The 27,000-nt window shown below is 55.9% G+C and carries 21 protein-coding genes; 12 read left to right on the top strand and 9 right to left on the bottom strand.

Going from position 1 to position 27,000, the window contains the following annotated elements; translation table 11 throughout:
• The first annotated feature begins 10 nt into the window (after window positions 1-10).
• Window positions 11-4,801, top strand: a complete 4,791-nt coding sequence (locus BCM02_RS32870; RefSeq protein ID WP_148933361.1) for a bifunctional 2',3'-cyclic-nucleotide 2'-phosphodiesterase/3'-nucleotidase — start codon at window positions 11-13, stop codon at window positions 4,799-4,801.
• 166 nt (window positions 4,802-4,967) lie between these two features.
• Here the strand turns inward: BCM02_RS32870 and BCM02_RS32865 are convergent, their stop codons facing one another.
• The gene (locus tag BCM02_RS32865; protein WP_148933360.1) at window positions 4,968-6,578 is read right to left on the bottom strand and encodes a hypothetical protein; all 1,611 of its coding nucleotides are present in this window, start codon (window positions 6,576-6,578) and stop codon (window positions 4,968-4,970) included.
• Window positions 6,562-7,269, bottom strand: a complete 708-nt coding sequence (locus BCM02_RS32860) for an ABC transporter ATP-binding protein (protein ID WP_246183667.1) — start codon at window positions 7,267-7,269, stop codon at window positions 6,562-6,564. The genes BCM02_RS32865 and BCM02_RS32860 overlap by 17 nt, the downstream gene beginning before the upstream one ends.
• A gap of 261 nt (window positions 7,270-7,530) precedes the next feature.
• Between BCM02_RS32860 and BCM02_RS32855 the strand changes: the two genes are divergently transcribed.
• The 11 genes from BCM02_RS32855 to BCM02_RS32815 all read left to right on the top strand — a co-directional run bounded on the left by BCM02_RS32855 (window position 7,531) and on the right by BCM02_RS32815 (window position 15,660).
• Window positions 7,531-8,688 carry a YhgE/Pip domain-containing protein gene (locus BCM02_RS32855; protein WP_148933358.1) on the top strand — a complete coding sequence of 386 codons (1,158 nt, stop codon included), beginning with the start codon at window positions 7,531-7,533 and terminating at the stop codon, window positions 8,686-8,688.
• A 73-nt stretch (window positions 8,689-8,761) separates the two neighbouring features.
• Window positions 8,762-9,355, top strand: a complete 594-nt coding sequence (locus BCM02_RS32850; RefSeq protein WP_148933357.1) for a TetR/AcrR family transcriptional regulator — start codon at window positions 8,762-8,764, stop codon at window positions 9,353-9,355.
• Between the two features lie 206 nt (window positions 9,356-9,561).
• Window positions 9,562-10,281, top strand: coding sequence for a CpaB family protein (locus tag BCM02_RS32845; protein ID WP_148933356.1), 720 nt, complete (start codon window positions 9,562-9,564; stop codon window positions 10,279-10,281).
• Window positions 10,278-11,120 carry a CpaE/TadZ family protein gene (locus tag BCM02_RS32840; protein ID WP_148933355.1) on the top strand — a complete coding sequence of 281 codons (843 nt, stop codon included), beginning with the start codon at window positions 10,278-10,280 and terminating at the stop codon, window positions 11,118-11,120. The genes BCM02_RS32845 and BCM02_RS32840 overlap by 4 nt, the downstream gene beginning before the upstream one ends.
• The gene (locus BCM02_RS32835; RefSeq protein ID WP_148933354.1) at window positions 11,117-12,502 is read left to right on the top strand and encodes an ATPase, T2SS/T4P/T4SS family; all 1,386 of its coding nucleotides are present in this window, start codon (window positions 11,117-11,119) and stop codon (window positions 12,500-12,502) included. Before BCM02_RS32840 ends, BCM02_RS32835 begins: the two co-directional genes overlap by 4 nt.
• The gene (locus tag BCM02_RS32830) at window positions 12,499-13,431 is read left to right on the top strand and encodes a type II secretion system F family protein (protein ID WP_148933353.1); all 933 of its coding nucleotides are present in this window, start codon (window positions 12,499-12,501) and stop codon (window positions 13,429-13,431) included. The genes BCM02_RS32835 and BCM02_RS32830 overlap by 4 nt, the downstream gene beginning before the upstream one ends.
• Window positions 13,432-13,450: 19 nt before the next feature.
• Window positions 13,451-14,347 carry a hypothetical protein gene (locus tag BCM02_RS32825; RefSeq protein WP_246183663.1) on the top strand — a complete coding sequence of 299 codons (897 nt, stop codon included), beginning with the start codon at window positions 13,451-13,453 and terminating at the stop codon, window positions 14,345-14,347.
• A gap of 33 nt (window positions 14,348-14,380) precedes the next feature.
• Entirely contained in the window at window positions 14,381-14,530 is a 150-nt protein-coding gene (locus BCM02_RS35580; protein WP_187434543.1) for a hypothetical protein, read from the top strand.
• A gap of 29 nt (window positions 14,531-14,559) precedes the next feature.
• On the top strand, window positions 14,560-14,706 hold the full coding sequence (locus BCM02_RS35575) for a hypothetical protein (RefSeq protein ID WP_187434542.1): 147 nt from the start codon (window positions 14,560-14,562) through the stop codon (window positions 14,704-14,706).
• Complete coding sequence (locus tag BCM02_RS32820; protein ID WP_148933352.1) at window positions 14,703-15,128, top strand: hypothetical protein; 426 nt, start codon at window positions 14,703-14,705, stop codon at window positions 15,126-15,128. Before BCM02_RS35575 ends, BCM02_RS32820 begins: the two co-directional genes overlap by 4 nt.
• A gap of 46 nt (window positions 15,129-15,174) precedes the next feature.
• Window positions 15,175-15,660 carry a hypothetical protein gene (locus BCM02_RS32815; protein WP_148933351.1) on the top strand — a complete coding sequence of 162 codons (486 nt, stop codon included), beginning with the start codon at window positions 15,175-15,177 and terminating at the stop codon, window positions 15,658-15,660.
• An 83-nt stretch (window positions 15,661-15,743) separates the two neighbouring features.
• Here the strand turns inward: BCM02_RS32815 and BCM02_RS32810 are convergent, their stop codons facing one another.
• The 7 genes from BCM02_RS32810 to BCM02_RS32780 are packed head-to-tail and all read right to left on the bottom strand — an operon-like array spanning window position 15,744 to window position 26,624.
• Window positions 15,744-16,424, bottom strand: a complete 681-nt coding sequence (locus tag BCM02_RS32810; protein WP_246183662.1) for a DUF4956 domain-containing protein — start codon at window positions 16,422-16,424, stop codon at window positions 15,744-15,746.
• Window positions 16,425-16,437: 13 nt separating this feature from the next.
• Window positions 16,438-17,148, bottom strand: coding sequence for a polyphosphate polymerase domain-containing protein (locus BCM02_RS32805; RefSeq protein WP_148933350.1), 711 nt, complete (start codon window positions 17,146-17,148; stop codon window positions 16,438-16,440).
• Window positions 17,149-20,259: an exopolysaccharide Pel transporter PelG gene (gene pelG / locus BCM02_RS32800; RefSeq protein WP_148933349.1), complete on the bottom strand. Its 3,111-nt coding sequence runs from the start codon at window positions 20,257-20,259 to the stop codon at window positions 17,149-17,151.
• A complete protein-coding gene (pelF, locus tag BCM02_RS32795; RefSeq protein WP_148933348.1) occupies window positions 20,259-21,680 on the bottom strand; it encodes a GT4 family glycosyltransferase PelF in 1,422 nt (473 codons plus the stop codon). The genes pelG and pelF overlap by 1 nt, the downstream gene beginning before the upstream one ends.
• Window positions 21,681-21,683: 3 nt before the next feature.
• On the bottom strand, window positions 21,684-23,525 hold the full coding sequence (locus BCM02_RS32790; protein WP_148933347.1) for a DUF2194 domain-containing protein: 1,842 nt from the start codon (window positions 23,523-23,525) through the stop codon (window positions 21,684-21,686).
• Complete coding sequence (locus BCM02_RS32785) at window positions 23,522-24,439, bottom strand: tetratricopeptide repeat protein (protein WP_148933346.1); 918 nt, start codon at window positions 24,437-24,439, stop codon at window positions 23,522-23,524. Before BCM02_RS32785 ends, BCM02_RS32790 begins: the two co-directional genes overlap by 4 nt.
• Complete coding sequence (locus tag BCM02_RS32780; RefSeq protein ID WP_148933345.1) at window positions 24,432-26,624, bottom strand: NAD-dependent epimerase/dehydratase family protein; 2,193 nt, start codon at window positions 26,622-26,624, stop codon at window positions 24,432-24,434. Before BCM02_RS32780 ends, BCM02_RS32785 begins: the two co-directional genes overlap by 8 nt.
• Window positions 26,625-27,000: the final 376 nt, after the last annotated feature.

Genomic DNA, 27,000 nt, shown 5'->3' with positions numbered 1-27,000 from the left:
TTACTAGGAAATGAGATTGATACAGAAGAGAATGACGCGGTCCGCGGTGGCAGCTTCCCTTCTCGCCGGCTTTTTGGCATCGCCATACGTGACGACGCCGGTACGCGCGCAGACGGCGCTGGAGCTTGGGGCGGCGGAGCCTGCAGCTGGGGCCTCGACGGGCGAAGCGACTGCCGCGGCGGAGAACGGTGCCGATCTCGTAGTTCGCATCATGGAAACAACGGACGTTCATACCAACTTTATGAACTACGACTATTATAAGGACGCGGCGGTGGAGACCGTCGGTATCGTCAAAACGGCCGAGCTCGTCAAGCAAGCGCGCGCCGAAGTGAAGAACGCGCTGTTGGTCGATAACGGCGACCTGCTGCAAGGCACGCCGCTCGGCACCTATATGGCGAAGGTGAAGCCGCTTGTAGACGGGCAGGTTCACCCGGCCTACAAGGCGATGAACATAATGGGCTACGATATCGCCACCTTCGGTAACCACGAGTTTAACTATGGTCTAACTTATCTGGATGAGGCGATCGATGACGCCGCTTTCCCGTACGTGAATGCGAATGTCTACGTCGATGACCACGACAACAATCCGGATAACGACCAGAATCAATATCAGCCTTACAAAATCCTGGAGAAGACCTTTACCGACGAGAACGGACAAAGCCAAACGGTAAAGATCGGCTTCCTTGGCCTTGTAACCCCGCAAATCATGGACTGGGATAAAGCGCATCTCGAGGGCAAAGTTATTGCGAAGGATATCGTTGCGACCGCCCAGAAGTTCGTGCCGCAAATGAAAGCCGAAGGCGCTGACATTATCGTCGCGCTGACGCACTCCGGCTTTAACAAAGCGGCCACGGCCGGATCGGGCGCCGAGGATGCCATTTACCCGCTTAGCGAAGTGGACGGCATCGACGCGATTACGTTCTCGCACACGCACAAAGTGTTTCCGGCTGCCAGCGTAACTGCTTTAGATGCGCTCTTCAAAGATGCAAGCGGCAATCCGCTTCCCGGCGTAGATAACGCCAAAGGCACGATCAACGGCGTAGCGGCCGTGCAAGCCGGCTTCGGCGGCGCCAACCTGGGCATCATCGACCTGACGCTGACGAAGCAGGACGGCAAGTGGGTCGTCAAGAACTCACAGTCTTCGACCAAAGCAATCTACGATAGCGTCAATAAGAAGCCGCTGGTCGACGCGGATCCGGCGATCGTTGAAGCGATCAAGGACGAGCATGCGGCCACGAAGGTGTACGCGAACCAGGCGATCGGCACGACGACGGCGCCAATCTACAGCTACTTTGCGCTCGTCCAGGACGACCCGTCCGTGCAAATCGTGACCGCGGCACAGAAGTGGTACGTGCAGAAGGTGCTGAACGAGAAGAACTCGCCGGATAAAAATCTGCCGATTCTGTCCGTCGGCGCGCCGTTCAAGGCCGGACGCAACGGCCCGGCGGAGTACACCGACATTAAACAGGGCGGTCTGGCCATCAAGAGCGCCAGTGACTTGTATTTGTACGACAACACGCTGAAGGCGGTCAAGGTGAAAGGCTCCGTCGTGAAAGAGTGGCTGGAGATGTCCGCTGGCATGTTCAATCAGATCGACACGTCCAAGACGAGCGATCAAGCGCTGCTCAACTCGTCCTTTCCGGTCTACAATTTCGACGTCATCGACGGTGTGACCTACCAAGTTGATGTGACGAAGCCGGCGAAATACAAAACGGACGGCACGGTCAACGACGCGACTTCCAGCCGGATCGTCAACTTGCAGTTTGACGGCAAAGCGATTGACCCGAACCAAGAGTTCATCGTCGTCAGCAACAACTACCGCGTCAGCGGCGGCGGCAACTTCCCGGGCGTGAAAGGCTCGACGCTCGTGGTGGATTCCGCAGACGAGAACCGTCAAGTGCTGATGGACTATATTACGGAGCAGAAGACGATCAACCCGTCCGCGGACAAAAACTGGTCGATCGCGCCGATTGCAGCTGACGTGAACGTGACCTTTACGTCCTCGCCGTCCGCGAAAGAATATTTGGCGGCCAACCCGAATATTACAGCGACGGAACAGACGGATGCAAAGGGCTTCCAAGTCTACAAGCTTGACATGAAAGCGCAGAATGTGAAAGTGAAGCTCTTGGGGATCAACGATTTCCACGGTCAGCTGGACTACTCTACTAAAGTGGGCGAAAGCATGGTAGGCGGCGCCGCTTACCTGGCGACGTACCTGAAGAAGTTGGAGCAAACGAATCCGAACACGCTGCTCGTCCACAACGGCGATGCCGTCGGCGCAAGCTCGCCGGTATCCGCGCTTGACCGGGACAAGCCGACGCTCGATTTCTTGAAGCTGCTCGATTTCGACGTCGCGTCGCTCGGCAATCATGAATTCGACCAAGGCGTGCCGGCGCTGCTGGCGCAGCTCAACGGCGGCGTCGATCCGGTGAATACCAAAATCACGCATGAAAAAACGGACATTGAGTATGTCAGCGCCAACGTTATCGTCAAGGAGACGGGCAAACCGTTGATCGCGCCTTATGTGGTCAAGGAAATCGGCGGCGAGAAAATCGGCTTCATCGGCGTCGTGACGATGCTGACGCCAAGCAAAGTGTCCCCGGCCGCGCTCGAGCCGGTAAATATCGTGGCGCAGGCGCCGGTCGTGAACAAGGCGGTAGCGGAACTGAAGGAGCAGGGCGTGAAGGCGATCGTCGTCCTTGCGCATGACCCGGCTTCCCAGAACAGCACGACGGGGGCGATCACGGGCGAAGCGGCCGATCTGGCCAACGCGGTGGATGACGAAGTCGACGTGATTTTCGCGGGCGACAATCATGCCAAAGTGAACGGCTCCGTCGATAACAAGCTCGTATTCCAGGCTTATTCGTACGGCACGGCGTTCGCGGACGTCAATCTGGAGATCGATCCGAAGACGCACGACATCGTGAAGAAGGAAGCGACGATCGTCGACGTCAAACAAGAGGGCGTAACCCCGGATGCGGCGTCGAATGCGATTATTCAAGCTTCGCTGGAGCGTCATCCGGAGCTTTCGCAGCCGGTCGGAAGCGCGGATAAAGCGTACGCGAAGGCAAATGCCTATACGCAAGAAACCGAGCTCGGCAACCTGATCGCCGACGCGATGCGCGATTCCATGAGCACGGATTTCGCGTTCATGAACCCGGGCGGCATCCGCGCGGACCTGCCGAAGGGCGACGTGAAATATTCCGATCTGTTCCGCATACAGCCGTTTGGCAACCAATTGGTGAAGATGACGCTGACGGGTGCGCAGGTCAAAAAGCTGCTTCAGCAGCAGTGGGGCGCGGCCGATTCCGACACGAAGACGCTTCAAATCTCGGGTCTGAAATATACCGCGGACTTCAACAAGCCGATCGCGGATCGGGTCGTGTCGCTCGCGAAAGAGGACGGCACGCCGATTACGGATACGGCCGAGTATACGGTTGTCGTGAACAATTTCATGGCAGCGGGCGGCGATAACTACAAAGTATTGCTTGAGGGCAAAAATCCGGCCGCCGGCAGTACGGATATTGATGCGCTTTATAACTACGTGCTGAAGATCTTTAAGAAAGGCACGATTACGGCCAGCCTGAAAGGCCGTATCACGAATATCGCCAAAACGACGCCGACTCCGTCGACCCCATACGTCCCATCGGCCCCGGCGCCGTCGACCCCGACGAATGCGGGAGCTGGCAAGGTGGAGTTCAAGCTGACCGACATCGCGGCTCCGGTTAACGGCATTGCCGCGCTCGACGCGAGCAAAGCTTCTATCGCCGACGCGCAGATCGTGCTTCCGATTGGCGCGACGCAAACCGTGGGCAGCAACGCCCTCGCGATCAAGCTGTCCTCCGGCACGGTGACGATTCCGTCCGAGGTATTGAGCGCGCTGTCGACGCTGGCGGGTTCGGACGCGAAGGCTTCCATCACGCTCGGCGTCAGCCAACTGTCCGACAGCGAAGCGGCTGCCGCGATCGCGAAGGCGAAGGATCCCGGCGCTCAGATGGCGCCGCAGGGCCAAGTGTTGGAGCTGACGCTCGGGGTTATGCTGGCCGACGGCAAGACGAAGCCGCTCAGCGCGTTCGCCAAGCCGATCACTCTCCAGCTTCAGCTGGCGGCCGGCGCGGATGTTGGCCTCTCGGGCATTTACTACATCGCGGACAACGGCACGGTCGAATATATCGGCGGCACTGTGCAGGGAACGACGATTACGGCGGAAGTTTCGCACTTTAGCCAATACGGCGTCTTCTCGTACGCGAAGAACTACGCCGACCTTCCGGCCGCCCACTGGGCATCGCGCGCCGTGCAAGAGCTGACGGCCAAGCATGTCGTGGAAGGCGTAGCGGCCGACAAATTCGGCCCGAACGCGGCGGTAACGCGCGCGGAGTTTCTGACGATGGTCGTTAGACAATTCGGCCTCGAAGCAAGCGGCCCATCGCCGTTCAGCGACATCCAAACGGGCAGCTGGTATGCCGATGCCGTCTCGGCCGCATACGCGAACGGCATGGTCGAAGGCACCGGAACGGGCAAGTTCGAGCCGAACAAGACGATTACGCGCGAAGAGATGGCGGTCCTGATCGCCCGTGTCCATGAGAAGCAAGGCGGCCAGGCAACCGGCGGCCAAGCGCAGGCGTCCGGCTTTGCGGATGCGACGTCCATCAGCAAGTGGGCGCTCGAGGACGTCGATGCCGCGGTGAAGTCCGGCCTCATGAACGGAAGCAAGGACGGGCGTTTCGCGCCGCTGAATAAAGCTTCACGCGCGGAAGCGGCTCAGGTGCTGTATAACCTGCTGCACAAGACGCAGGCATAAGCGAACCGATCGGGATATGAAGGCCCTCATACCCAAAACGGACTGCAGGCATGACCTGCAGTCCGTTTTGTTTTCCCAATCATAGAATCCGCAGGAGTAATCCGAACAAAAGGATAGAAAGCCTCGCTACCATGCAGCGAGGCTTTCTTGGCGGACGCATCCGACGTTATTTGACGCGGAACGTTCGATGGCCTATTTTTGGGACGAGAATCAGGGCGAGGACGAGATACGCGGCGGCAGCGATCGCTGCCGTCAGCGTGAATGCTCCCGCAGGGGGACGGGTGACGATCGCGGCTCCGATCATTCCCGAAACGGCTGCGCCGAGGATGAAATAGAACGGATTCTTCATGTTTAATTCAGTCGAGAACGGCTGGAAGATATAGTACATGAACAGATGATGCACCGAGAAGAATACCGTCAGCGATAGGATGCTTCCCCAGAGCAGGAGCATGTCCGGCCAGGCGAAGGATGCGCCGTAAACCCCAAAAATCAAAGTGAGCGCAGCCCCTAGCACCCCGGCGATCCATAGATTGAGAAGCGTTAGCCGAAACAAACGTATGCGAAAATGCAAGCTGGCCTCTCTTCGATAGAAGCTGTAGCGCAGCAGACTAAGATCGCAATGATAGAACATCGCCTTGCACAGCCGCTCGCCAAGGAGAAGAAGGTTCATCGCCAAGGCGAGAATCGGAATAATTGTGCCAAGTTCGGGCGTCGGGAACTGGAACTGCTCTCCGAACAGCGCCAACACGATGGCAGCGACCGCTCCGATTCCGCCGATTAAGGCGGCCCGCAGATAGACAGGCTTGCGGATCAAGCTGCGATGTCGCTCAAAGAAGATATGGTTGAGATCATGATAGCCTTCTCTGCGCCGAGGCTGTTCTTGCCGATGCACGACGGTCAGCGAGTAGTCGCCGTCTGCGGTCTGGACGCTGCTCTTCTGGGCTTCGCTCATCATGCGCCCGATATCGAGCAGCGGATCGTCTCTCTTGGCCGCGGCGTCTACGGCGCTGCGGTAATCCCGGTGACGGGCAAGCTGCACCGTCCCCAAGAGGCCGAGTAGCAAGATGGCAAGAACGACGGGAAGCTTAAGCAGCAGCGGTCCGACGACCAGCGCCTCGTTGAAGAACAGCGGCATATAAGCGGCCAGATAGCCAAGGATGATGACGATCCATACGAGGCCGGTGCGGCGGATAAGCACGAGGCCGGTGCGGTCGAACAGCTTCAGATGCCCATATTCGGCAAAGATTCTCCATAACGTCAGCAATAGCGTCAGTAGAATCGATTCGAGGTAGGAGGCGCCAAGCAGTGGCGCGAAGATCAGCATCGCAGGCAGCGAGTAGATAAAGAATGTCGCGTAATGATAGGTAAGCAGGCTTCGCATATAATTGGCGGCCGGCATGCGCATGAGCTTAACCGCGATATATTTATCGCGCTTAGGCTCCAGGACTTTGGCGCTGGATATGCCCGCCACGATAAAGCTGATCATCCAGAAGCTATGTAGAAACAACCCGTATTGCTCGTCTGTGGTAAGATGCCCGCCGAAGGTGATTACCGGCCAATACAACAGCAGGCCCACATAGGCCAATCTCGTAGAGAAGCCCCAGAGTATACTGAGGATGAGCAGAACGACAGCGGCCGAGCGCTTGACCCTCAAGCTGGAGTAAGCGGTGTCTCGAATACGGCTCCCGACCAAAGGAAGCTTTTGCGCGTAATAGATGAGGCGGTTCGCACCGGAAGACGTACGAATGGCCCGTATCGTATTAATGATTTGGAACATGATCATCATCCTTCAGCAGCTCGACAATGCTTTGTTCGAACGCGGGACTGCCCAGCAGCTCGGCCGGAACATCCGATAATTGGCCGTTGTTCAACACGACCAGCCGGTCGCACAGGTCGGAGGCGAGCTGCAGGATGTGGGTGGAGAAGATCAGAATATGATCCTGCTTCATCTCCCGCAGCAACTGCTTCATCTCCAGGGCCACGATGACATCGAACGACGTCAGCGGTTCATCGAGCAGGATAACAGGCGGCTTGGTAATGAAGAACAGCAGCATCTGCACCTTGTTCTTCATACCGTGCGAATAGCTCTTGATCAAACGGTGCCGGTCATCCTTGGTCATGCGCATAAGGTCGAAGTACTCGTCGATGCTCGGGCCGCCCGCCAGCTTATTCCGGTTAATATCCATGAAGAAGCGGATAAACTCGTAGCCGGTTAAAAATTCAGGCAGGATCGGAAGGGAATGGACGTAGCCCACGTCGTTCTCGCCAAGTGAGCGTCGGGTCCCGTTCTCCTCCAGGAAGGCTCCGCCCCCATCCATCTTCATCTCTCCGCTCAAGCAATTGAATAACGTCGTTTTGCCTGCCCCGTTACGTCCCAGCAGACCGTAAATATTGCCCTTGTCAAAGGAGAATGCCGCACCGTCGAGCACCTTCTTGTCGTCAAACTTCTTCACAATCTGGTCGATCACCAGCTGCAACTTTCATCCCTCCATTCTGTCTAATCCTGTTGTTGTACGGGATCGAGAAGCATAAAGTTGCGTTCTAACTGGGAATAGGAGTAGATATCCCCTAATAACTATGATTGCGTTGTTCCTAGTAGTAGCAGCAAGGGGGTCGGGACCGCAGGTTGACAAGACAAGCCGCCCGGCGCTATAGTAGCAAAACAGACATTTAAAACGGTTGTTTAAAACAAATGTTTAAGCGATTGTAAAAGAGGAGTGGGAGCACGAATGGGAAACGTACTGAAGGCGTTTTTAAGCAAGCCGACGACTAAGGTGGGCATCATCACGGCGCTTATGTTCCAGGTCATTTTCGCGGTGATTTGGATGACGGGCTATAGCGGGGTGTCCGATCCCGAGCGGTTGAAGCAGTTGAACGTAGGGATCGTGGCGCTCGATACGAAGATGGGACCGCAAATCGCGGAGCAGCTCAAGCAGTCGCTGCCGGTGACGACGCTCACGGTCGCGGCGGAAGAAGAAGCTGCGCGCATGCTGAACGACCGCGAGCTGCAGATGGTCGTGACGATTCCGGCGGATTTCAGCACTTCCGCGTCGTCGCAGGAGGGCAAAGCGGCCATTCAATATTATATTAACGAATCGAATCCGCAGATGATCAAGAGCGTCATGAATTCCATGGCCGCCCAAATTACGTCGACGGTGAACAAATTCGCCGTGACGCAAGGCGTGCAGGCGGTGCTGACAGGAGCCAAATTCCCTGCCGAGCAGGCGGCAGGCGCGGCCAGCGCGCTGTCGGAGCGGGTAACCTCGGATATTCAATACTCGAACGTCGTCGACGGGATGAACAACCAGATGGTGCCGATGATGCTTGTGCTGGCCTCGTACGTCGGTTCGATGCTGCTCGGGATGAACATGCAGCAGTCGTCCATGATGCTGGCCGGTTCCTTCGGACGTTGGCAGCGTTTTGCCGCCCGCTGTATCATCAACGTGGGCGCGGCGGTCATCGTGTCGCTGGTCGGGTCGTCGCTCGTGCTCGCGCTCGGCGGACAATCCAGCCACGGCTTCTTGGCCATGTGGGGATTCCAGGCGCTGTTCGTGCTGACGTTCATGTTCCTCGCCCAGCTGTTCCTGCTGCTGTTCGGCATGGGCGGCATGCTGTTCAATATCATCATGTTGTCGATTCAGCTCGTCTCCTCCGGCGCGATGATGCCGCGCGAGCTGCTGCCGGACTTCTACCACGCGATCAGCGTCGTTTTCCCGGCGACCTATGCGGTGGAAGGGCTGATGGATTTGCTGTTCGGCGGACCGGGCGCGGGCGGCGCTGTGCTCGGCTTGATCGTCATCGCGGCGGCGTCGCTGCTGCTCGGGGCGGGTGCAGTGGCGCTTCGCAAAGGCCCCGCTCCTCAGCTGGCTCCCGCGAAAGCGGCTTGATTCGCCCCTACGGGACGTGCTTGCCAATCTGACCTCCGCCCGTTCATAATATTAGCAACAGGAGGAGAGCGGAATGCGAGCGGAAGAACCCGATGTGAAGATGCGGCTGCTGAAGGCGGCCAAGCGATTGTTTGCGGAGCAGGGCTACGAGGGCACGAGCGTGCGCCAAATTTGCGAGGAAGCGGGCGCGAACGTCGCGCTCGTATCCTACCATTTCGGCGGGAAGGAAAATATGTTTCAGGCGCTGTTCGAGACATTCTTCCCGCATGCGCGAATCGCCGAATTCGCCCGAACGCAGCATGATCCGGTCGAGGGGATGCGTACGATTATCCGGGAAGTGATGCTCTTCCAACGGGAGGAACCGGAGATGATCATCCTGTTAAATCAGGAGATCGCGCTCAACTCGCCCAGGATTGAGGTTATCCGGCGCAACGCGAACCCGGTCTGGCTCCAACTGAAAGAGATGCTGCGCGAGGGCCGGGAGAAGGGCGTCTACCGGTTCCGCTCGCTGGATCATACGCTGATGACGGTGCTCGGCAATATTTTATTCCACAAGCAGCGGAACTATTTCACCCCGATCCTAAGCGGCGAGCCCTGCGACCCCATGGCGGATATCGAGGACACGATTGCCTATGTGCTGCGCGGGCTTGAGTATAGCGGCGACTAGATGAGCAATGCTGCATGAAAGAACAAATAATGACAAATTTTGAGTTCCATATATAGACAGCACTTGCGTTGTCTGCTATGATGAATTCAAATTTCAACGAAATAAATAGCGAACGGTTATGCGAAGAACGCATGCAGGGCGATGTGCCCGGCTGCGTTCTTTTTTTGTTGCCGCATATAACCGTCCGCGCGAAAGAGGTGCGACCCATGAACAGAAAACGCAACGCGACCATTGCGGTGACGGCCGCGGCGCTGTCCGCCCTGCTCGTCTACGGCATTTATATGCTGCAGCTGCGGCAAATCCGCTTCCAGGAGACGATCGCGGTCGTCGTGCCGAAACGTTTCATTCCGGCTGGCGAACAAGTAACGGCGGAAATGGTGGAGTCGATCCCCATCGCGAAAGCTTCCTATCGGGCGGACATGATTCGCGACGTAGGCGAAGTGATCGGCATGGAGTCTGTCGTCCCGCTCGGCCAGCAAGAGCCGATGCTGGCTTGGAAGTTCGATCGCTACCGTCTGCTGCCCGGGAAGACGGAATCGACGTTTCAAATTCCGAAGGAGTACGTTCTCTCGGTCGCAAGCGGCATCCGCGCGGGTGACAAGGTGTTCCTTTACGCCACCGGTAAGGACGCGGATACGCGGAGGCTGTTCGCGGAGGCGGTCACCGTGGCTTCGGTCCGCACGTCGGCGAACGTCGAGATCGATGATCCGGATAACCCGCATTTATTCGCCATGGCGGAGGGGGATCTCGAGAATATGTACGCTTCCAGGCGCAGCGCCAACGGCGCGATCGACGCGGTTAACTTGAACTTGACCGAAGCGCAGTGGCTGGAGCTCGATGCGCTCTGCCGCGCGGGAGAACGCAAGTTGGTCATCGCGTTCTCGTCCGATTCGCTGGCGGTGGAGGAGCAGGGGGAGAGGCCATGAGCACGCAATCCACGCTTGCGGCTTTCGTCGGGACGACGCCGAATATCGGGACGACGCTCGCGGCCTTCTCGGCGGCGTATCGGTTGGCGGAGTCGTATCAAGGGCGCGTCGGGTACTTATGCCTCAATCTGAAGAGCGCCAAGATTCACCGGTATCTCGGCATCGACGGGCCGGTCGTGGCGCTGGACGATCTGCGGCCGGAGCTTCGAAGCCTGTCGCTGACGCCCGGCAAGCTGGCGCAATCGATGCTTCAAGTTCGGGGAGCCGCGCTCCATGTGCTGTTCGGCAATACGATGCGGGATCAGGCGGAGTTTTATCGGCCCGAGGAGATCGATCATCTGCTGGAGAACGCGCATGCGGCGTTCGACATCGTCATCGCGGATGTGGGTGCCTACTGGGACAACGCGGCTACGGTGTGTACGCTGAGGCGCGCGCATACGCGGGTGTTGACCACGACGCCGGCGCTGTCCCACTTTCAAGAGGATGGCCAGCGTTGGGCGAAGCAGCTATCGGCGTTGTTCGGCATACCAGGCGATGCATACGAGGCGCTCGTTGTTCGGCAGCCCGGCATGGGCGCCGGTTACCAGACCAAGGATATATGCAAAGAGATGGGAGTGTCTCTAATGGGAGAATTCAAAGTGAATCCGTCGCTGCTGGGGGCGCTTGACAGCGGGAAGATCGACGAATGGCTGGCCCACGACGAGCATGGGCGGACGGCGATGGCGGCCGAAGCGGGAGTGCTCGCGGCTAGGCACGGCCTCAAGCGGCGGCCGATGATGGCGGTTCAGCCTTGGTACAAACGGCTTGTCGCGCACCGTAGCGGGAAGAGTCTGTCATGACGGGGCAGGCGCGATTCTCGCCGGCCGCGTTCTCCGCGCAACTTCGGATGGAAGACGCGCAGGAGCAGGGCGGCATGGAACTGGAAGCGAAGGGGCAGCGGGATTTTCAGCGTCTGGCCGAGGACGTGAGGACTTACTTGGCGATGCCTCGGGGCGAGACGGAAGAGGAGAAGCGCGCGTACAACGAGCGATTGAACCGGGCCGTGCTCGGATACGCCGAAGAGCGGGAGCAGATTCTGGCCGTCATCGCCGACCGGCTGCTGCGCCAGCGCGCCCATGAAATCGCCGGCTACGATCATCCTTACGGTTCGCTGGCCGAGGCCCTATTCGCGGAAGTCATCGGGCTGAGCGTGCTAGAGCTGGTACTGCGGCAGCGCGATGGACTAGAGGAAATTCAGGTCGTCGGTACGCGGATCTTCGAGGTTCGCGGCGGCATAAGCCGATTGTCCGCGTATGGGTTCGACGCCGAGCGCGACGTGGAACGCATCCAGCAAAATCTGGTGTTATACAATAATGACCGCATCAACCCGCGCAAACGATGGGCGGAGGTCATGCTGCGCGACGGTACGCGGGTGACGATGACCGGCTTTGGCTTCACCTCTCAGCCGACGCTGACGCTGCGATTCTACACGGCTCGGGAATACAACCTGACGTCGTTGTGCGAGCCCGCATACGGCACGATGAACGAGACGGTTCGGCAGATGCTGGCGGCGATTCTGAAGGCGAGATTCAATCTCGTTCTGATCGGTCCGACGAACTCGGGCAAGACGCATCTGATGAAGGCGCTCATCGGCGAGCTTCCGGACGAGGAACGGCTCATTACGATCGAGAGCCGACATGAGTTGATGCTGCGGCGCGATTTCCCGAGCAAGAACGCGGTCGAATACGAGACGGACGAAGAGGACGCGTTGCACCGCGCGCCCCAGGCATTCAAGCTCGCGCTGCGGCAGTCTCCCGAACGCATTATTCATGCCGAAATTAGGGACGAAGATGCCAATATCTATGTACGAGCTTGCACGCGCGGACATCAAGGGAGCATGACGACGGTGCATGCCAACGCGCTGGAGGACGTGCCCGAAGCGATTACGGATATGTGCATGCTGGATGGACGGGCGATGAACCCGGAGCGGCTGACGAAGCGGATCGCCGAATACGTCACGCAGATCGGGATCGAGATGCGGCTATCCGGAGGCAAGCGGAGAGTAGGTCGACTGGCGGAGATCGGCTATGAAGGAGGGACGGTTTGCGTAAGGGATTTGGCCGCGTTCGACGAGGGCATGGGGGATTGGCGATATCCCGAGGGACTTTCCGACCGGGCGTTGCGTCGTTTGGATGAATACGCGGCGAGTTTTCCCGATACGGCGGGGGAGGGGCGTCGATGAGCATCAAGCTAATCTTGCTTTGGACGGTCTTGTTTCTTCTCCTAGGGCTATCGTTCGGCATCGTCCTTCATGCGTTGTCCACCCGCTCGGTTATTCACAACCGGCTTGCTCACCGGCGCGAGAACAAGCTGGGCGCCCGTTTCGTCCGGCAGCTCCGGCGAGCCGAGCGGCCGTATCGCCACGTGGACGAAATGCTGGAGGCATTGTCGCTCGGCGTTACGCCCGAAGCGGTGTTCGGCGTGACGGCGCTGCTGTTCGCGGCCGGTCTCGTATTCGGCGTCACGTTGTTTCACGGCGTGAAAGGCACGCTGCTGCTGACGGTCATGCTTGCCGCGCTGCCGTACACTTTACTCTGGACGATGCTTATGCACAGGCGAATGCAGACGCGCGCCGATTTTCTGCCGGCCGTCGAGCTGTTCTACCAATGCTGCCTCATGAACGGCGGCCGGCATATCCGCGCCGCGCTTCATCGAACCGTGGAAGAGAAGCGCCTGCTCGGCCCGATGCAGCTGGTGTTCGAGCAGCTGTACCGGAATTTGTCCGTGCGCGGCGATGACGAGGCCAGCCTGCGCATATTCGCGTCTTCGCTCGGCCACATTTGGGCGGATTATTTCATCCAAATCGTGCGGGCGGGTCTTGCGGAAGGATATCCGATCACGGACAGTTTGAAGGACTTGATCGGCGATATGCGCAAGGCCAGACGCGCCAATCAACAGGAGCGCAACAAGCTGCTGGAGATTCGGATGGCGAACTTCACGCCCGTGCTGTTCTTGGCGCTGTTCATGTACATCAACTTTCGCTATAACCCGGATAATGCCTACTTGTATTACGTGAGCGATCCGAAGGGCCGGGATTTAATCTTGAACGCGGTCGTCCTCATGTTCGTCTCGTTCTTGATGGGGTTATGGCTCTCGAGGAAGAAATTATGACGAAGGCAGGTGGAGAACGGTGACGGACGGAATGGCGCGAGTCGTCATGTGGCTGGCGCTCGCGGGACAATACGTTCTTGGCTTCGCGTTTGCGTACGCCTTGTTGCGGGCCGCGCTTGCACGGCCGCCGCGCTTCGTTCATTTGCTCGCGGCGCGGCTGAACAGCCGTCAAGTACCGGATGCTTGGCTGCGGATCGCCAGACTGACGCGCGAGGACGCCGTGTTCAAGGAGCGAGAACGATTGCTCGCCGGCTGCGGGATGACGTGGGACGCCGGGTGGTACGTTTTGCTGCGGAGAGGGTATTTTGCGTTCGTTCCGATATTTGGTTTGTTGATTTGCCTCGCGGCTCGGATCCCGCTGGTCCGCATGGCGATTCCGCCTGCCGTGCTGCCGGCCCTGCTTGCCGCTTCCGTTCTGGCGCTGCTGTGGGATTTGCCGCTGCTGGACATGTTCCGGCGGCTTCGGGCGGAGAGGATGACCAGCGAAATTTATGTCGTCAGCAATCAGCTGCTCTATTTAGCGGGTTCCTCGCTTCACATTCATGCCAAGCTGATGCGCTGCGTGCCTTATACGAAGACGATGCGTGGGGAGCTGCAGCAGCTGCTCGGCGAATGGTATCACGACGCCGAAGGGGCTCTGCGGCGGTTCAAGCTCCGTCTGGGCACGGAGGAAGGCTTAAGCTTCGCCGAGACGATCGATTCGCTGCGGCTGCACGAGAGCGAGCAGTATTACGATCTGCTGCGCGAGCGGATCAAGGATTACAAGGAGAAGCTGGAGCTGGCGAAGGAAAGCCGGAAGGAATCGTCCTCCTACGTGCTGTTCGTGCTTGCCGGCATTCCGATCATGTATACGTTCCAGGTGTTTATTTACCCATGGGTGCGCGAGGGGCAGAAGTTGTTCGATTCGATGAATTAATGTTAGTCCTATTCTATTCTGGAGGTGGAAAGCATGAGGAACATTTTGATTACCGTCATGATGCTGGTCGTGGTGGTGCTGCTCTTTAACGGCATCGTCGCCAGCGACTCGACGGGCACGCAGGCGCGGATCGAGACGCAAGGCAACGGTGCGAACGCGCGAATCGGCGCCATTAACCCGTAACGATAGCTGTCTAGAGAGGAGGAGTCGCCATGCGCGCCATGCTGATGTCGATGCTGCTCATCATCGTCGTCGTCACGATGTACATGAGCACGACCGGCGGAGAAGAAGGGACGAACGAACGTTTGGCGGAATCCGGGCGCAGGATGAGCGATTCAATTGCGAGGATTAGTCCGTGAAGTCCATATTAGTATTCGTCTTGTTCGCGGCGACGATGTGCTGGAGCATGTTCTCGCCCATCTACCGGCATGTGCTCATCGTCCGACAGGCCGTGCTCCAGCAAGAGGTGGATTATCTGCTGGAGGTGGGCGCGAGCGGTACATACGGCTACATCGACGAAGCGATGCTGGATGCGTCGCGGATCAGGCTGGCCGGGTTCGGGCTAACGCCGGGCGAGGTTGAATTCGAGATCACCGCGACGAACGGGGCGGCCGGCACGAATCCGGCATCGCCGCTTCCGCGCGGCGTCGGACTTTCGCTGACGGCGACCTACCCGGTCGAAGGGCTGCTCGAGATTGACCGATTGATCGGGCTGACCCCGCCTTCGCGGGACGCGCGCATCCGCGCAAGCGGCATGAAAATGAGCGAGTACGTGCCATGAGGGACGCGGCGGGAATCGGCTTGCATGAGGGAGGAGGGGTTCCGCCTTGTACAAGCTGCTGTGGATCCTCTTGATGCTCGCCTCCTGGATGTATGCGCATGCGCTGCAGGTGGACGAAGAATCGTCGATGAAGGCGCTGTATCACGGCAAGCACGCCGTCAACCGCGCCGCGCATGCCGCCGCGCAGCAAGTCGACGCCGAGGCGCTCGCGGCAGGGCGCTTGCGCATCGACCCGGACGCGGCGCTCCGGGAAGCCGCCTTCTATCTTCAGGCGAATTTGGAGCTGGATGAGGAAGGGAATCCGCTGCCGGACAGTTATTGGCGGGAGAAGGTCGAGGTGCTCGTCTTCCGGGTGATTAACGACGATGTCGCTTTTCCGTACACCTATCGCAATGCGGCCTACGACTACGAGGTGACGCTGGATCGTCCAGGAGTCGTGCTCATGATAAAGCTGAAGTACCCGCGCGTCTTCGCGGCCATGCCGCCGGTGGGATGGGTTGTGAAGGGGACCGCGGAGTTGGTTGGGTTTTGAATCTGCATTCTACATACATAACAAAGACCCTTTGCATGACCGAAGATTCGGATCAGCAAAGGGTCTACTATCTTTTGGCGAACTTACTGTGCGTAATCGCCCGTGTAATTAATAAGCGATACATCAAGCACGCCATCCGTGCTCGACAAATCGTGAACGAATGCGGTATTGTCGTCGCGCAGCCGCATCTCTACCGTCATCTCGACAACGTCTTTGCGGATCGTTTTGGATTTGAGCGTATGATTGATTTTGTTAAGCTGCGATCGTACGCTGCCGGTTGCGTCTTCCGTATGGCGAATGATAAGCAGGTACGGCATCTCGCGGATTTTTTTGCGGGACAGCCATACGAGCGCCAAGCCGACGGCAATCGAGCCGATAATCGCGACCGGATACAGTTTGGCGCCGGAAGCGATACCGGCGGAGATGGCCCAGAACATGTATACGATATCGAGCGGATCCTTCACGGCTGTCCGGAAACGCACAATGCTGAGCGCGCCGACCATGCCGAGGGACAAGACGATATTGGTGCTGATTGTCATGATGATAAGCGCGGTGATCATCGTCATGAGCACGAACGTCACGTTGTAGTTATAGCTATAGACGACGCCGCGAAACGTTTTCTTGTAGATGTAAAAGATGAAAACGCCAATCCCGAAAGCCGAGAGGAGTCCGAGCAGAATATCAATATACGATATACTGCGGAACGCATCCAGATGAAGCATGCTTTTTTTGAATAAATCCTGAAAGTTGGTCGTTTCTCCCACGGTGATTCCCCTTTTATCGTTTGAAATGGCGTTTGGCGACTTCCCGGCAAATCACGTACTTGGAAATGGCGGAACGGATGCTGTTATGCGGCTGGGCGAGAAGGCGTATCGGTTCGGGCAGAAACTCGTTGAATTTCACTTCGAGAATCGTCCTCGTCGATTCAAGCGCTTCGAGCATCGTAAGCGCCGGATCGAACATATCGTACGTGTTGATGCCGGAGGCCAATTTCTTATCAAACGTGATGCGAACGTCGCCCGTCTCATAGACGTATGCCTCGCGCTCGTAATCGACAATAGCCGTCGGGCGATAACCATGATGGCAGATCGCTCTGTAGAAATCCTGGACGAGCTTCTCCGGTCGATCCTGGAGCAAGGAAGCGTCCCCGAGCAAAATCCGGTCGTATGCCTCGCGCGTTAAGCTGGCCGACTCTTTATTTACGTACTCGCCGTATTTGTTTTTTCGTTCCAGCTTAATGACGCGATCTTCGCCGTTATAGACCCGAATGCGGTATTTATGCCGGCCGAAGATGCCGTCCACCTTATCGAATAAGGCGCTGTCATGCGGATTGTCGAAATACAGACTGCGAATTCCGTAGCCATTCGGCCCTAGGGAGTGCGAGTCCATCGGCAGCATCGCCGAGACGCGCTGCCGGATCGCGAGATATTCATGCGGGTGAAGATAGTACTTTTGCTCGTGGCGCAGCTTCTTGCCCATGAATTCCATCTAATTCACCTGCACTTCCCTGACGCCGTAATAGTGGTCGCCTTCGTCATCGAAGAAGATATCGAACGCGATTTGCTGGTTGCCTTGCGGATCCTTTGCAAGGACTCTCCAATAGTAAGTGCCGGGTGCCAAGCGGGCAGCGGGCGCGTAGGTCGTGTCCTTGGTTTGATGCTGAGCTACAATTTGCATGAACGCCGGATCTTTGGCGAGCGTCCACTCGTACGTGATGTCATCGCCTTGGAAGTCGAAAGATGGGTCCCACACGAAGCTCGGTTTGCCGTTGACGGTTTCCAAGTCGCCTAGGAAGAACGGTTTTGGCTTCTGCAAATCTTCCTTGAACCGTGCAATCGAACGCTCCGGCACGCGCGATAAGTTCGCGTAGTCCTGATCCAACTGGGAAATCGGAACCGGCAGGAACTGTTTGTCCGGATTACGGGCGAGATAACCTTCCGTCGCGGCGCGATAGCTTTCCACTCTCGCGGCGATCGCGTTTTCGCTTAGCACGGACTTGTACAGCTCGTCCATCTTCTGCTCGAGCTTTTTGACATTGGCGGGTATGCGGAAGAAGCGGTTATGCAGCTTAACGCCCCAATAGTTGCTGAGACCATTGGCATAGTCGCTGATCGCGCCTTCCTTGCGCTGCTGCTCCCAGCCTCCATCATAGTCCCATGGCAAAAAATACCACGTGTTGGAATTAAGCGGAGAGTAAAGAAAGTAGTTTTGCGCATCCGTGTCCATATTGTCCATCAAGATGTTGGACGCGAGCCATGTCAGGTAGTTATCTAGGTCGAAATGCTCCTCGATCACGTCGTTGATCGGGATCGATACGTCATTCACGTCGTCAAGCATGGCAAGAAGCTTGTCGTGTTCCTCCCGCCCGTTAATTTGGAGGTGCGTCTCGAATATCGCCTTGTCATAGTCCGGATCGGACTGGGACTTCAGCGCTTCGGGATAACGCAGAAACTCGAACATGTTGACTTTGTATAATTGGCCATAGGGGTCTAGCCAGTGATTTTTCAGGAACTTTTCGTTCGGCTGTTCGATTTGAGTATACAGACCGTAGTCTTCGAACCCCACGTTTTGACTCGCGGTCGCTTCCGACCGGTCTTTCACGTATAAATGGACGAATTGGGTTCGAAGGCTTGTCATATTGGGCAGCGTCTCGAAAATATCAAAGCTCAATTTATTGCGAATCCGCGTGGAATCCAGAATGTGTTTATTCAAATTGAGCGTACGTTGATCCTGCCATAGACCCGCTTGATCGTTTAGCTTGATCTTATACGACTTTTGGGATGCATAACGGGCCGTATTGCCCCGGAGCGTAATTTTGCCGTTGGCCTCCGCCGCGTTATAGCCGAATCGGCCCGGCGTTGGTCCGCTCCCGTCAGCGGATCCCTCCTGCACGATGACCTTCAACTCGCCCGTATCCATGATGCCGGAAATACGGTTGAGCGCATACCAGCTGAGCGGGTTCTGCACATCGTCGTCTTCCGGGAGTACGGTAATATACAACGCCATCACCGACGTATCCTCGTCCCGTTCATAAAGCCTCTTGTCTTCGTTCAAGCCGCTTGAAGCGGTGCTCGCCGCGGCGTTCTCCGTTGTCGATTCCGGTGCCGTATCGACGGGCGTTTTGCTCGAACAAGCGGAGAGGAGCAGGACGAGGACAAGCGAAAGCGGCAGGACCGTCTTCTTGCCCATCAATCGACGAAATACGTTCGTATGGGGCTTCGCCGCGATCGGCTGCGCGCAGAAGGTATAATAATCGATGTTATTCACGTAGGTCACCATCCGATATAGCGTGAGAATCAAAGTAACGAGCGCCGCCAGAAACATGCCGAGCCCGTGCCGTCCGGACAGCATGGTCCAGATCGATAGGCCGGTGTTCAGCAGCACGAAGAGCGAGCTTAAATAAAGAACGCCTTTGCGGTCGTCGAAATAGAGCAGCAGCAGCATAATGACGAAGGACATCATAAAGAGGTAGTACCCAACCAGCAGCATATTGAACGTATCGAGCTGCTCCATAGTAAAGCCGATTAGCGGAAGCAGCTTAATGCCGAGCGCGATGGAAATGACGGTGAAAATCAACTGTACTTCCATGATAAAGCCGATTTCTTGCATGAGCGTTTGCTGCATTTGCTTGCGGGCGGCTCGAATTTCGGCCCAAGTGCCGCCATGCAAAATTTTGTCATAGTAGCTTCGAAACTTCTCGTAGAACGTGGTTTCCACGGAGACGACGAATGTCACCAACGTCGGCACGACGGATAAATAGGCGTAGAAGACCGGCATATCGTAAAACGGCGCAATGAAATATTTGTCCGCGATGACGGTATGACCCGGACCAAGCCAATACACGAAGGTATGCACGTAAACGCCCGCGTAAAAAAAGGTCCCGATAAAAAAGAGCGATGGATATTTGCTGAAGTAAGACAGAAAACTGAAATAGATCTGGTTGTTCTTCGGCGGAAAGTATTGTTCGAAATGCCGGTTAACCAGCAGCACGCTCACGAAAAAACCGATATCCATCATCACCAGCAATCCTGTGGCGCCGCCGTACGGCGTAAATCGCAGGAGAAGCCAGGCGCCGGCTGCCGCAATTGCGGTGCCGATGACGAAACTGCGGACAATCCGCTTATAGTTCTTGAGCGCCGATAAATGCACGGTTTGCAGCAGCAGCAGAATAAGTTCCATGAACAAGAAATAGGCCGCAGTCTTATAGCCGAAGCCGGCGTCCACATCCCGCAAGAACAACCAGGCGGTCACGGTGCCGATCGGCAGGCAGATGGCGCACGCGCCGTAGAAAGAGGAGAGCAAATGCTCATGGCGCTTCTCGAAGAGCATGTCCGCAATAAATCGGGTCAGCACCATCGAAAGCCCGCCGGTAATGAGCACCGAGAAAATAAACGCATAGACGAGCGTCGTCAAAAAAAGTTCCCGCTCCAAGTAGGGCGTGTCCCAGCGCGACATCATGACCTGCATGGCAACTACCATGGCCATGCAGACGACCATGGGGCCGATCGTGGTCAGAGAGGAATACGCATAGGCCTGGGTCTGGTTGATGAGGCCGCGGCCGTGGAACAGTTTTCGGAGCTCAAAACCGATGCCGGCCATTAGGTTACCTCCTCATAGGCTTGATAAAGCGCCCGGTACTTCGCGATAAAAGCCTCGCGGCCGTAATGTTTCTCCGCTCGCGCTAGACCGTTGCGTCCCATTTGCTCCCGAAGGGAACGGCTCTTTCCCAGTTGGATCACGGATGCCGCCATTTGATCATAATGCATGACCGGCACGACGAAGCCGGATTGGCCGATGCCGTCGTCATGGCCCCAGATCAGCTCGCGACAGCTGCCTACGTCCGTGGCGACGCAAGGCTTCGCGGCGGCCATCGCTTCCAGAAGAGCCAGCGGCATGCCTTCGCTCACGCTGGATAGCAGAATGATTTCCATACGGGCCAAATATTCGCGGATATTCACTTCGCCGGTGAAAATAATATCGTCGACCTGCAAGGATTCGACAAGCTGCCGGCATTCAAGCAAATACTCCGGATCTTCTTCGGCGGGGCCCATAATGTACAATTCCGCTTCGGGGAGCTCCCGCTTCACGAGCGCAAAGGCCTGAATCATCGTTTTGATATCTTTGATCGGAACGATGCGAACGATGGCTCCGATTCGAAGCTTGCCGTCCGTTTGGACGGGCATCCCTGCCACGCTTGCGTAGTCGGTAACGTTGACGCCGTTTGGAATGAGCCGAATCTTTTCGGCCTCGCACCCGATTTCAATCTCGATTTCGCGGTTACGGTTGAATAGGGTGATGACTTCGTCGCTCATGCCGTACGCCGCTTCCGATAGCCGGTAGAAATAATCGATCCATAGATCTTTGAAGTAACCCTTCACCCAGTCTGCTTTAATGATTTCTTCTTCCCGTTCCCGGGAGTAGATGCCGTGCTCGGTGAGAAAGAACGGTTTGCGATACAGAAATTTGGCCAACGCGCCGATGACCCCCGCATAGCCGGTAGAGACGCTATGATACAGATCGGCTTCAGGTATATCGCTTCGGATCGTGAGAAAAAGCGGCAGCACCATGGATCGAACAGTCCAGAAAATTTCGGTAAACGGGACATGGACATATTTTTCCGCGCAAAGCTCGCTCAGAATATCGAAGTAATCCCGGCTCATCAGAAAATCCGCGGCCGCTTTCATTTGCGGCGACCGGAGCAGCTCGAAGATCCCGCTCCACTGCACGTGGCCATCGCCGCCCAGCAGCGAGCGGACGGCTGAACGCTGCTCGTCCGACAGCCGGAACTGATGGCCCCATTCGCCCGATTCATTCAAGTAACTGTCGAGAAAAATCTCCTTCACTTCCACCAGATTGTCGGGGAGCGTGTATTTAAACCGGCTTTTTTGACTCGTTTCGGCCGCAATGGCGATAATTACAAACTCGTGCTCCGGCATGTTGGTGATGAGGGAATGAATCCAGCTTGACACGCCGCCTGTAATATAGGGATAGGAGCCTTCCGCAATTAAACAAATCCGCATCGGTTATGCCTCGCTTAATTCAATAGTAAAGTTTGCCTTGGAAGCCACGACTAAATAGGTGCCGGCATCGATTTTCTTGACCGTGCATCCGGATAGCGAGCCGATTTTTTTGTCGCTTCGCAATACGAATGACAGCTCGTTCTCGAAGTCGTGCACGCGTCCCGTAATTTTGCCGGAATCCTGTTCCCATTCGACCTGGGCTTGCAGCGTCCGCTTCACGCCGATTGCGGCTTCGGTAGAAGTTTTGGGCGTCAGCCACGGGTAAGTTTTCTCCACGCGCGCCAGCAGATGGTCATATTCCTCGAGCAGTTGTTCCCAATTCATATTGTTGCTGCGCTCCGGGCTGAGCAGATCGTCCGGATGGATGAAGTGGGAATAGAAGCCGAGCGTCGTCATCGTACTGGCTTCGGCCCAGCGCTCGAAAGCTTGTTCGAAGTAGCCGGAGGTGATGCGCGGCATCTCCAGGACGCCGTCCTTCGCTAATTCGAACTCCTGTACATAAGACAAGCCGGTGATGTCCTCGGCATAAAGCGAGGAAATAACGGCTAGTTCCGGCCACGCCTGTTTAATCGTTTGGCGCCCTTCGCTGCTGAGAACGTTGGAAGGCGGCACATAGCCGAGCATGGTATAGCTAGGAAACGATCTTTTCGTAAATTGGATGGCTTCTTGTATGGAATTTTGCATGTCGTTCGTATTCGCCCAAGCTTGATAGCCAAACTCGTCCGAGACGGCTTGATCCAAGACGAGAGATTGGTGATTATAACCATGCAAGCCGATTTCGCCGCCGCTCTTGATCACTTCCCTGCCAAAGGAAATCAGTCCTTCTTCGTCGGCGTCGTTCGGAGCCTCGAATGGCGGGGTAACCTTGTCATTATAGGACTCGATTAGTACGGCGGTGTATTTGATAGTATGCCGTTTGGCCGTCTTCAACATATCGGGCCACCAGATTTGTTTGAAGAAAGCCGGACGATCGAGCCGGAATTCCTTATAAATGGCGGCGTCGACCGTTTGGCCGATCGGGGCAGGGAAGTCGTCGATATACATGACCTTGGCATCGAAAATCGGGTAGATGAAATCGGGCAGAAGCAACGAAATTCCGCCGGCAATCAGGCCTCGATTGATTTTCTCCTGCAGCATGGTGCCGTTAAACACCATGAATTTTCCTTTTCCGTAAACATGATCCCACATTAACGGGACGCCTTCGGCGGTGGACATCAGCAAGCGGCTGTTCGGATCAAGCTCGACGTCCATCACGGTGTTGATGATGAATTCGTCCGCGATCAGGAGATCTTTTTCGCCGATCAGCACGTTTTGCTCGAGTTTTACGCCTTTGCTGGGACTGATCTGTCCCGAATTGAGAATGCCCATTTTGCGGTATAGTCGGTAGAATGCGGCATCTTCTTCCGGCTGGATGAGCTGGAACACATAACCGCCGTTCCGGACATATTCGGCAATCTTATCAGGATCGCCGAGCAGATTCATCTGCTGGAAGGAAATCAAGATAGCCGTGCATCCCTCCGGCTGCAGCGGAGCCTGGCGAATATCGAATGCAGCGGAAGGCCGTTTCATGTACGAGAGGACGTGAGCGGCTTGATCCATCATCTTCGTGCTCGCTTCGTCCGTTCCGTCGTACATTAGGCAGAACGGCAAAGATGCTGAAGCAATCGGCGGATTGGGGGCCTCGGCATCCTGTTTCCAGCTCTGAACGCTCTTTACCTGTTCCTGATTGGAATTAAACCGTAGTACGTATTGCGAACGGGTGATTTGAACCACGAGCGCGAAAGCCACGATAAGAATAAGGATGACGACCATGTTGCTTTTTATTTTAATTGGCGAATCGTTCATGATTTCGGCGAAACTCCTTCCGACCAGAACCTAACTAACGTCAACGCGTGATTGGATAACCGGATTGGCGATTGCTTGAGCCGTTCGAGCGTCTGTTGAAGCCGTTCGTATTGACGGTTGGAGAAGTGCACTTTCATAAGCGCCAGATAAGCATCCTCGTCCAGCGGCAGCTGTTCTAAATATAACCGGGCATTACGCTCGGCCGCTTCGAATAGGCCGATGTCGATCTGGGTATCGATCGCTTCCTTAAACGCGTGAGCTTCCTTGGGATCCGAGACAATCCAATGCTCGAGAACATCGATATACGTGGTTTGAAGTTTCAGCATCGTCCGATGGTCAAGGAAACCGCTGCGCATGTACATACGAAGAATGTCGGCATAAGCGCGAAGAAGATGAAGGTCCGATTTGTTTTCTTCGTATTTAACCGCCAGGTCCTGCATGGCCAGGTTTAGCTTACGCTTGATTTCCACGACGGCGCTTACCGCGTAATGCGACGTTTCGGTGTCCTCGTTGCTAACGGCGAGCCGCAATACGTCGAGATATTCCATCGTATCCTTCTTGAGCAAATCGATCATGGCCCGGCGCCTCGTTCCGACTTCATTGAGAATCAAGGCCTCCTCGAATGGAACGATGTTCACTTCGTTCTCGACTTCAAGCTTCCGGATGACGGTCGGCGCGGGGAAACGCCCCTCGTTAGAGGTCGCTTCGTCGATTTCGGCGATACGCTGCTCGACGTGCTGCCGATTGCGTTCATGCCACCGTTTTCGCCAGAAGATCGGGAGCATCAGTCCTGCAAGAGGGAAGGCGACGGCAAACGCAAAGCGAACGGCGAATTCGGATTTCTCGCGCTTGTAACGGAGACCGAACCAAACGCCTACGCTGATTACGTAGAACAGGAATAACCAATCAAGCATAGAGTAAATCCTCCTGCACGAGACGCAGACGGATCTGCTTTGGCTGCAGACGGTTCATCACGATCGCCGCTTCCTCTTTGCTGGAGTTGCTCAGCAGGATGAGCAATTGGCCTTGTTCGTCAACGCCCAAGTAGTCCGATTCCCGCAGCGATTCGCTGATGGTTTGAATATCTTGAGGACTCGTATCGAGAAATTCGCCAGCCGCGAGCAGGACATAGTCGACGCCGTTCTTTTGGGCGGCCAGCTTTTTGCTCGTCCGTATATCGGCGAATGTTTCCGGCCGCAGTACCCGCTTGGCGGTCCCCTCTACATAGCGCATGCTGCCGTTGGCTTCAATATAGGCATGCGCGCGGAAGAGGGCGGAAGAGACGAGCTCGGTAATGGTTTTAAACAAGTTTTCGTAATAAAGCGAGAAGCGCTCGAAGTCCAAATGATGCAGCGCGATGACGGCGATAACCTCCCCTTGGATCACGACGGGCGCGGCGATCAGCGGGAGGTCGCTTTGCAGTTCCCGGTTGACGAAAATTTGCTTTCGGCGCAATAACTCCGACAAATAGGCGTAGTCGCGAACTTGCAACGATTTTTTCAGGCCGGGTATGCGATTCGAATGAGCAGCCAACCGGAGGAAGGTGCCCGATTTGTTCACCGTATGAATGGTGACGCTCTTGGTCTTCATGATTTCTTCCACGACCGACACGGTAGAATTGAAAATATGTTCCGGTTCCAGGCTCTCGAGCTCTTTCGTAATCGAATAGAGCTTGCCGAAGCTGTCGCCGTTGTTGAGAATTTGCTGCTGCAGTTCTTCTTTCACCGTGCGGGTTTCATCGTACACCTCGCTCAGAAAGGCATGTTTCTCCTCGAGAATCTCAAGCTGGTGCTCCTTACCTTTCAACTGGTTATTGCGGCGTTCCACGGAATAGCCCACAATCAGTCCGATAAACAAGTAAAGCGCGGTCTGGAAGAAGAAGTTCGTATCATAAAGCAAGGCGATCATATCCCGGCCATTGTCCAATTGTTGATAGACGTAAAGCCCGACGGACAACATGACGGCGATTACGGATTGACGGCTGCCGTAGAGGATGCCAATGATAATGATGTACATGAGCTTTAGATCGATCGTATAAAAGGATGTGTCTTCCAGCGTGACGGTTGCCCATACGAGCACGGAGAAAGCCAATATGTTCTCCAGGTAGGATTTAACAAGCGCAAACTTTTCCATGCGAGGCGAAGCGCTCTTGGCATCGGCGGAACGTTGGCTGGCTTGTTCCTCGGTCGCTGCTTGGGCGAACCAGGCATAGGTGCGCGCAAGACCTTCGCCGATATCGTATTTAGGCGACCAGTCCAGGGATCGCGCGATGGCGCTGTTATCTAGCGTGGAGCGGTAGATATCGCCAGGGCGGGACTCTTTGCGCAGCACTTGAATGTCGCCGTGCAAGTCGCGCAGCGTCTCGATCAGGCGATTAACGCTGCTTTCTTGATTCGTCGAAAGGTTGTATACGCCGCCGAGCATGGAATAAGAGGAGCGATAGATGGCATCGGCCACATCCTCGACATAAATGAAATCGCGGGTTTGCCCGCCATCGCCGAAGACGGTCAACGATTTGCCGGTTATCGCGTGCTCCATGAAAATCGAAACGACGCCGCCTTCGCCCCCGCGGCCTTGACGAGGTCCGTAGACGTTGGAGAAGCGGAAGCATAACGTATCGAGACCGTAAATTTCCTTCCATTTGGCGCAATAAGTTTCGCCGAGCATTTTGTTCATCCCGTATGGGGAAATCGGATTCAAGGCCGCATGTTCGGGAATAGGCAGCGAATCGTTCAAGCCGTACACGGCGGCGGAGGAAGCGAAAATAAACTTTTTGACGCCGTATTTGGCAGAAAGGTTAAGCATATTCGATAAGCCGAGTATGTTGGACTTGGTGTCCAGCCTCGGGTTTTCCATCGAAGTGACCACATCCACTTGGGCCGCCAGGTGGACGACGATATCGAAGCCGTTGCTGCGAAAAATTTCCTCGCATTTTCGGTCTTCTACGGCGAGGAGATAAGATTTGTGTTTAAATTCGACATTGTTCTTGCTTCCTGTCGATAGGTTGTCGATAATATAAACGTCGTAGCCTTCTTTGTGAAACCGCTCGGCAACAAACGATCCAATAAATCCGTATCCGCCCGTTATTAATACTTTCATGAGGTAGGAACAGCTCCAATCTATGTTTTAGGGGCATAATTAAAGGATGCTAAAGTAATGTTATCGGTTGCTTGCTAACAAATGGTTATAGAACCTTGGTATGATCGTGCAAAGATTTGCATGACTGACACGAAAGAAACGTTCGGGCAAATCCAGGAGAAAAGCAGGGAGAAAAGTGCCGAAAAATGTCGAAAAAGGTATTTTGATATTCCTAGGTATTGTAAGTATACTATTTGTGGCGACCCCCATGAACGCGGGAACTGATGGGAAAACCGTCTCTTTCCCCGTTGAAACGAGCGAGGTGCTGCACAATCCTTACATGGGTTTTGTCGGGGATAGCAGGACTTTGGATGTAGTTCAACCTGTCCAATTGGTT

Source organism: Paenibacillus methanolicus (genome assembly GCF_008124765.1).
Classification (GTDB): Bacteria; Bacillota; Bacilli; order Paenibacillales; family Paenibacillaceae; genus Paenibacillus_Z; species Paenibacillus_Z methanolicus.
The sequence above is the reverse complement of the archived record's forward strand: the minus strand, read 5'-3'. Positions and strand labels throughout refer to the sequence as shown.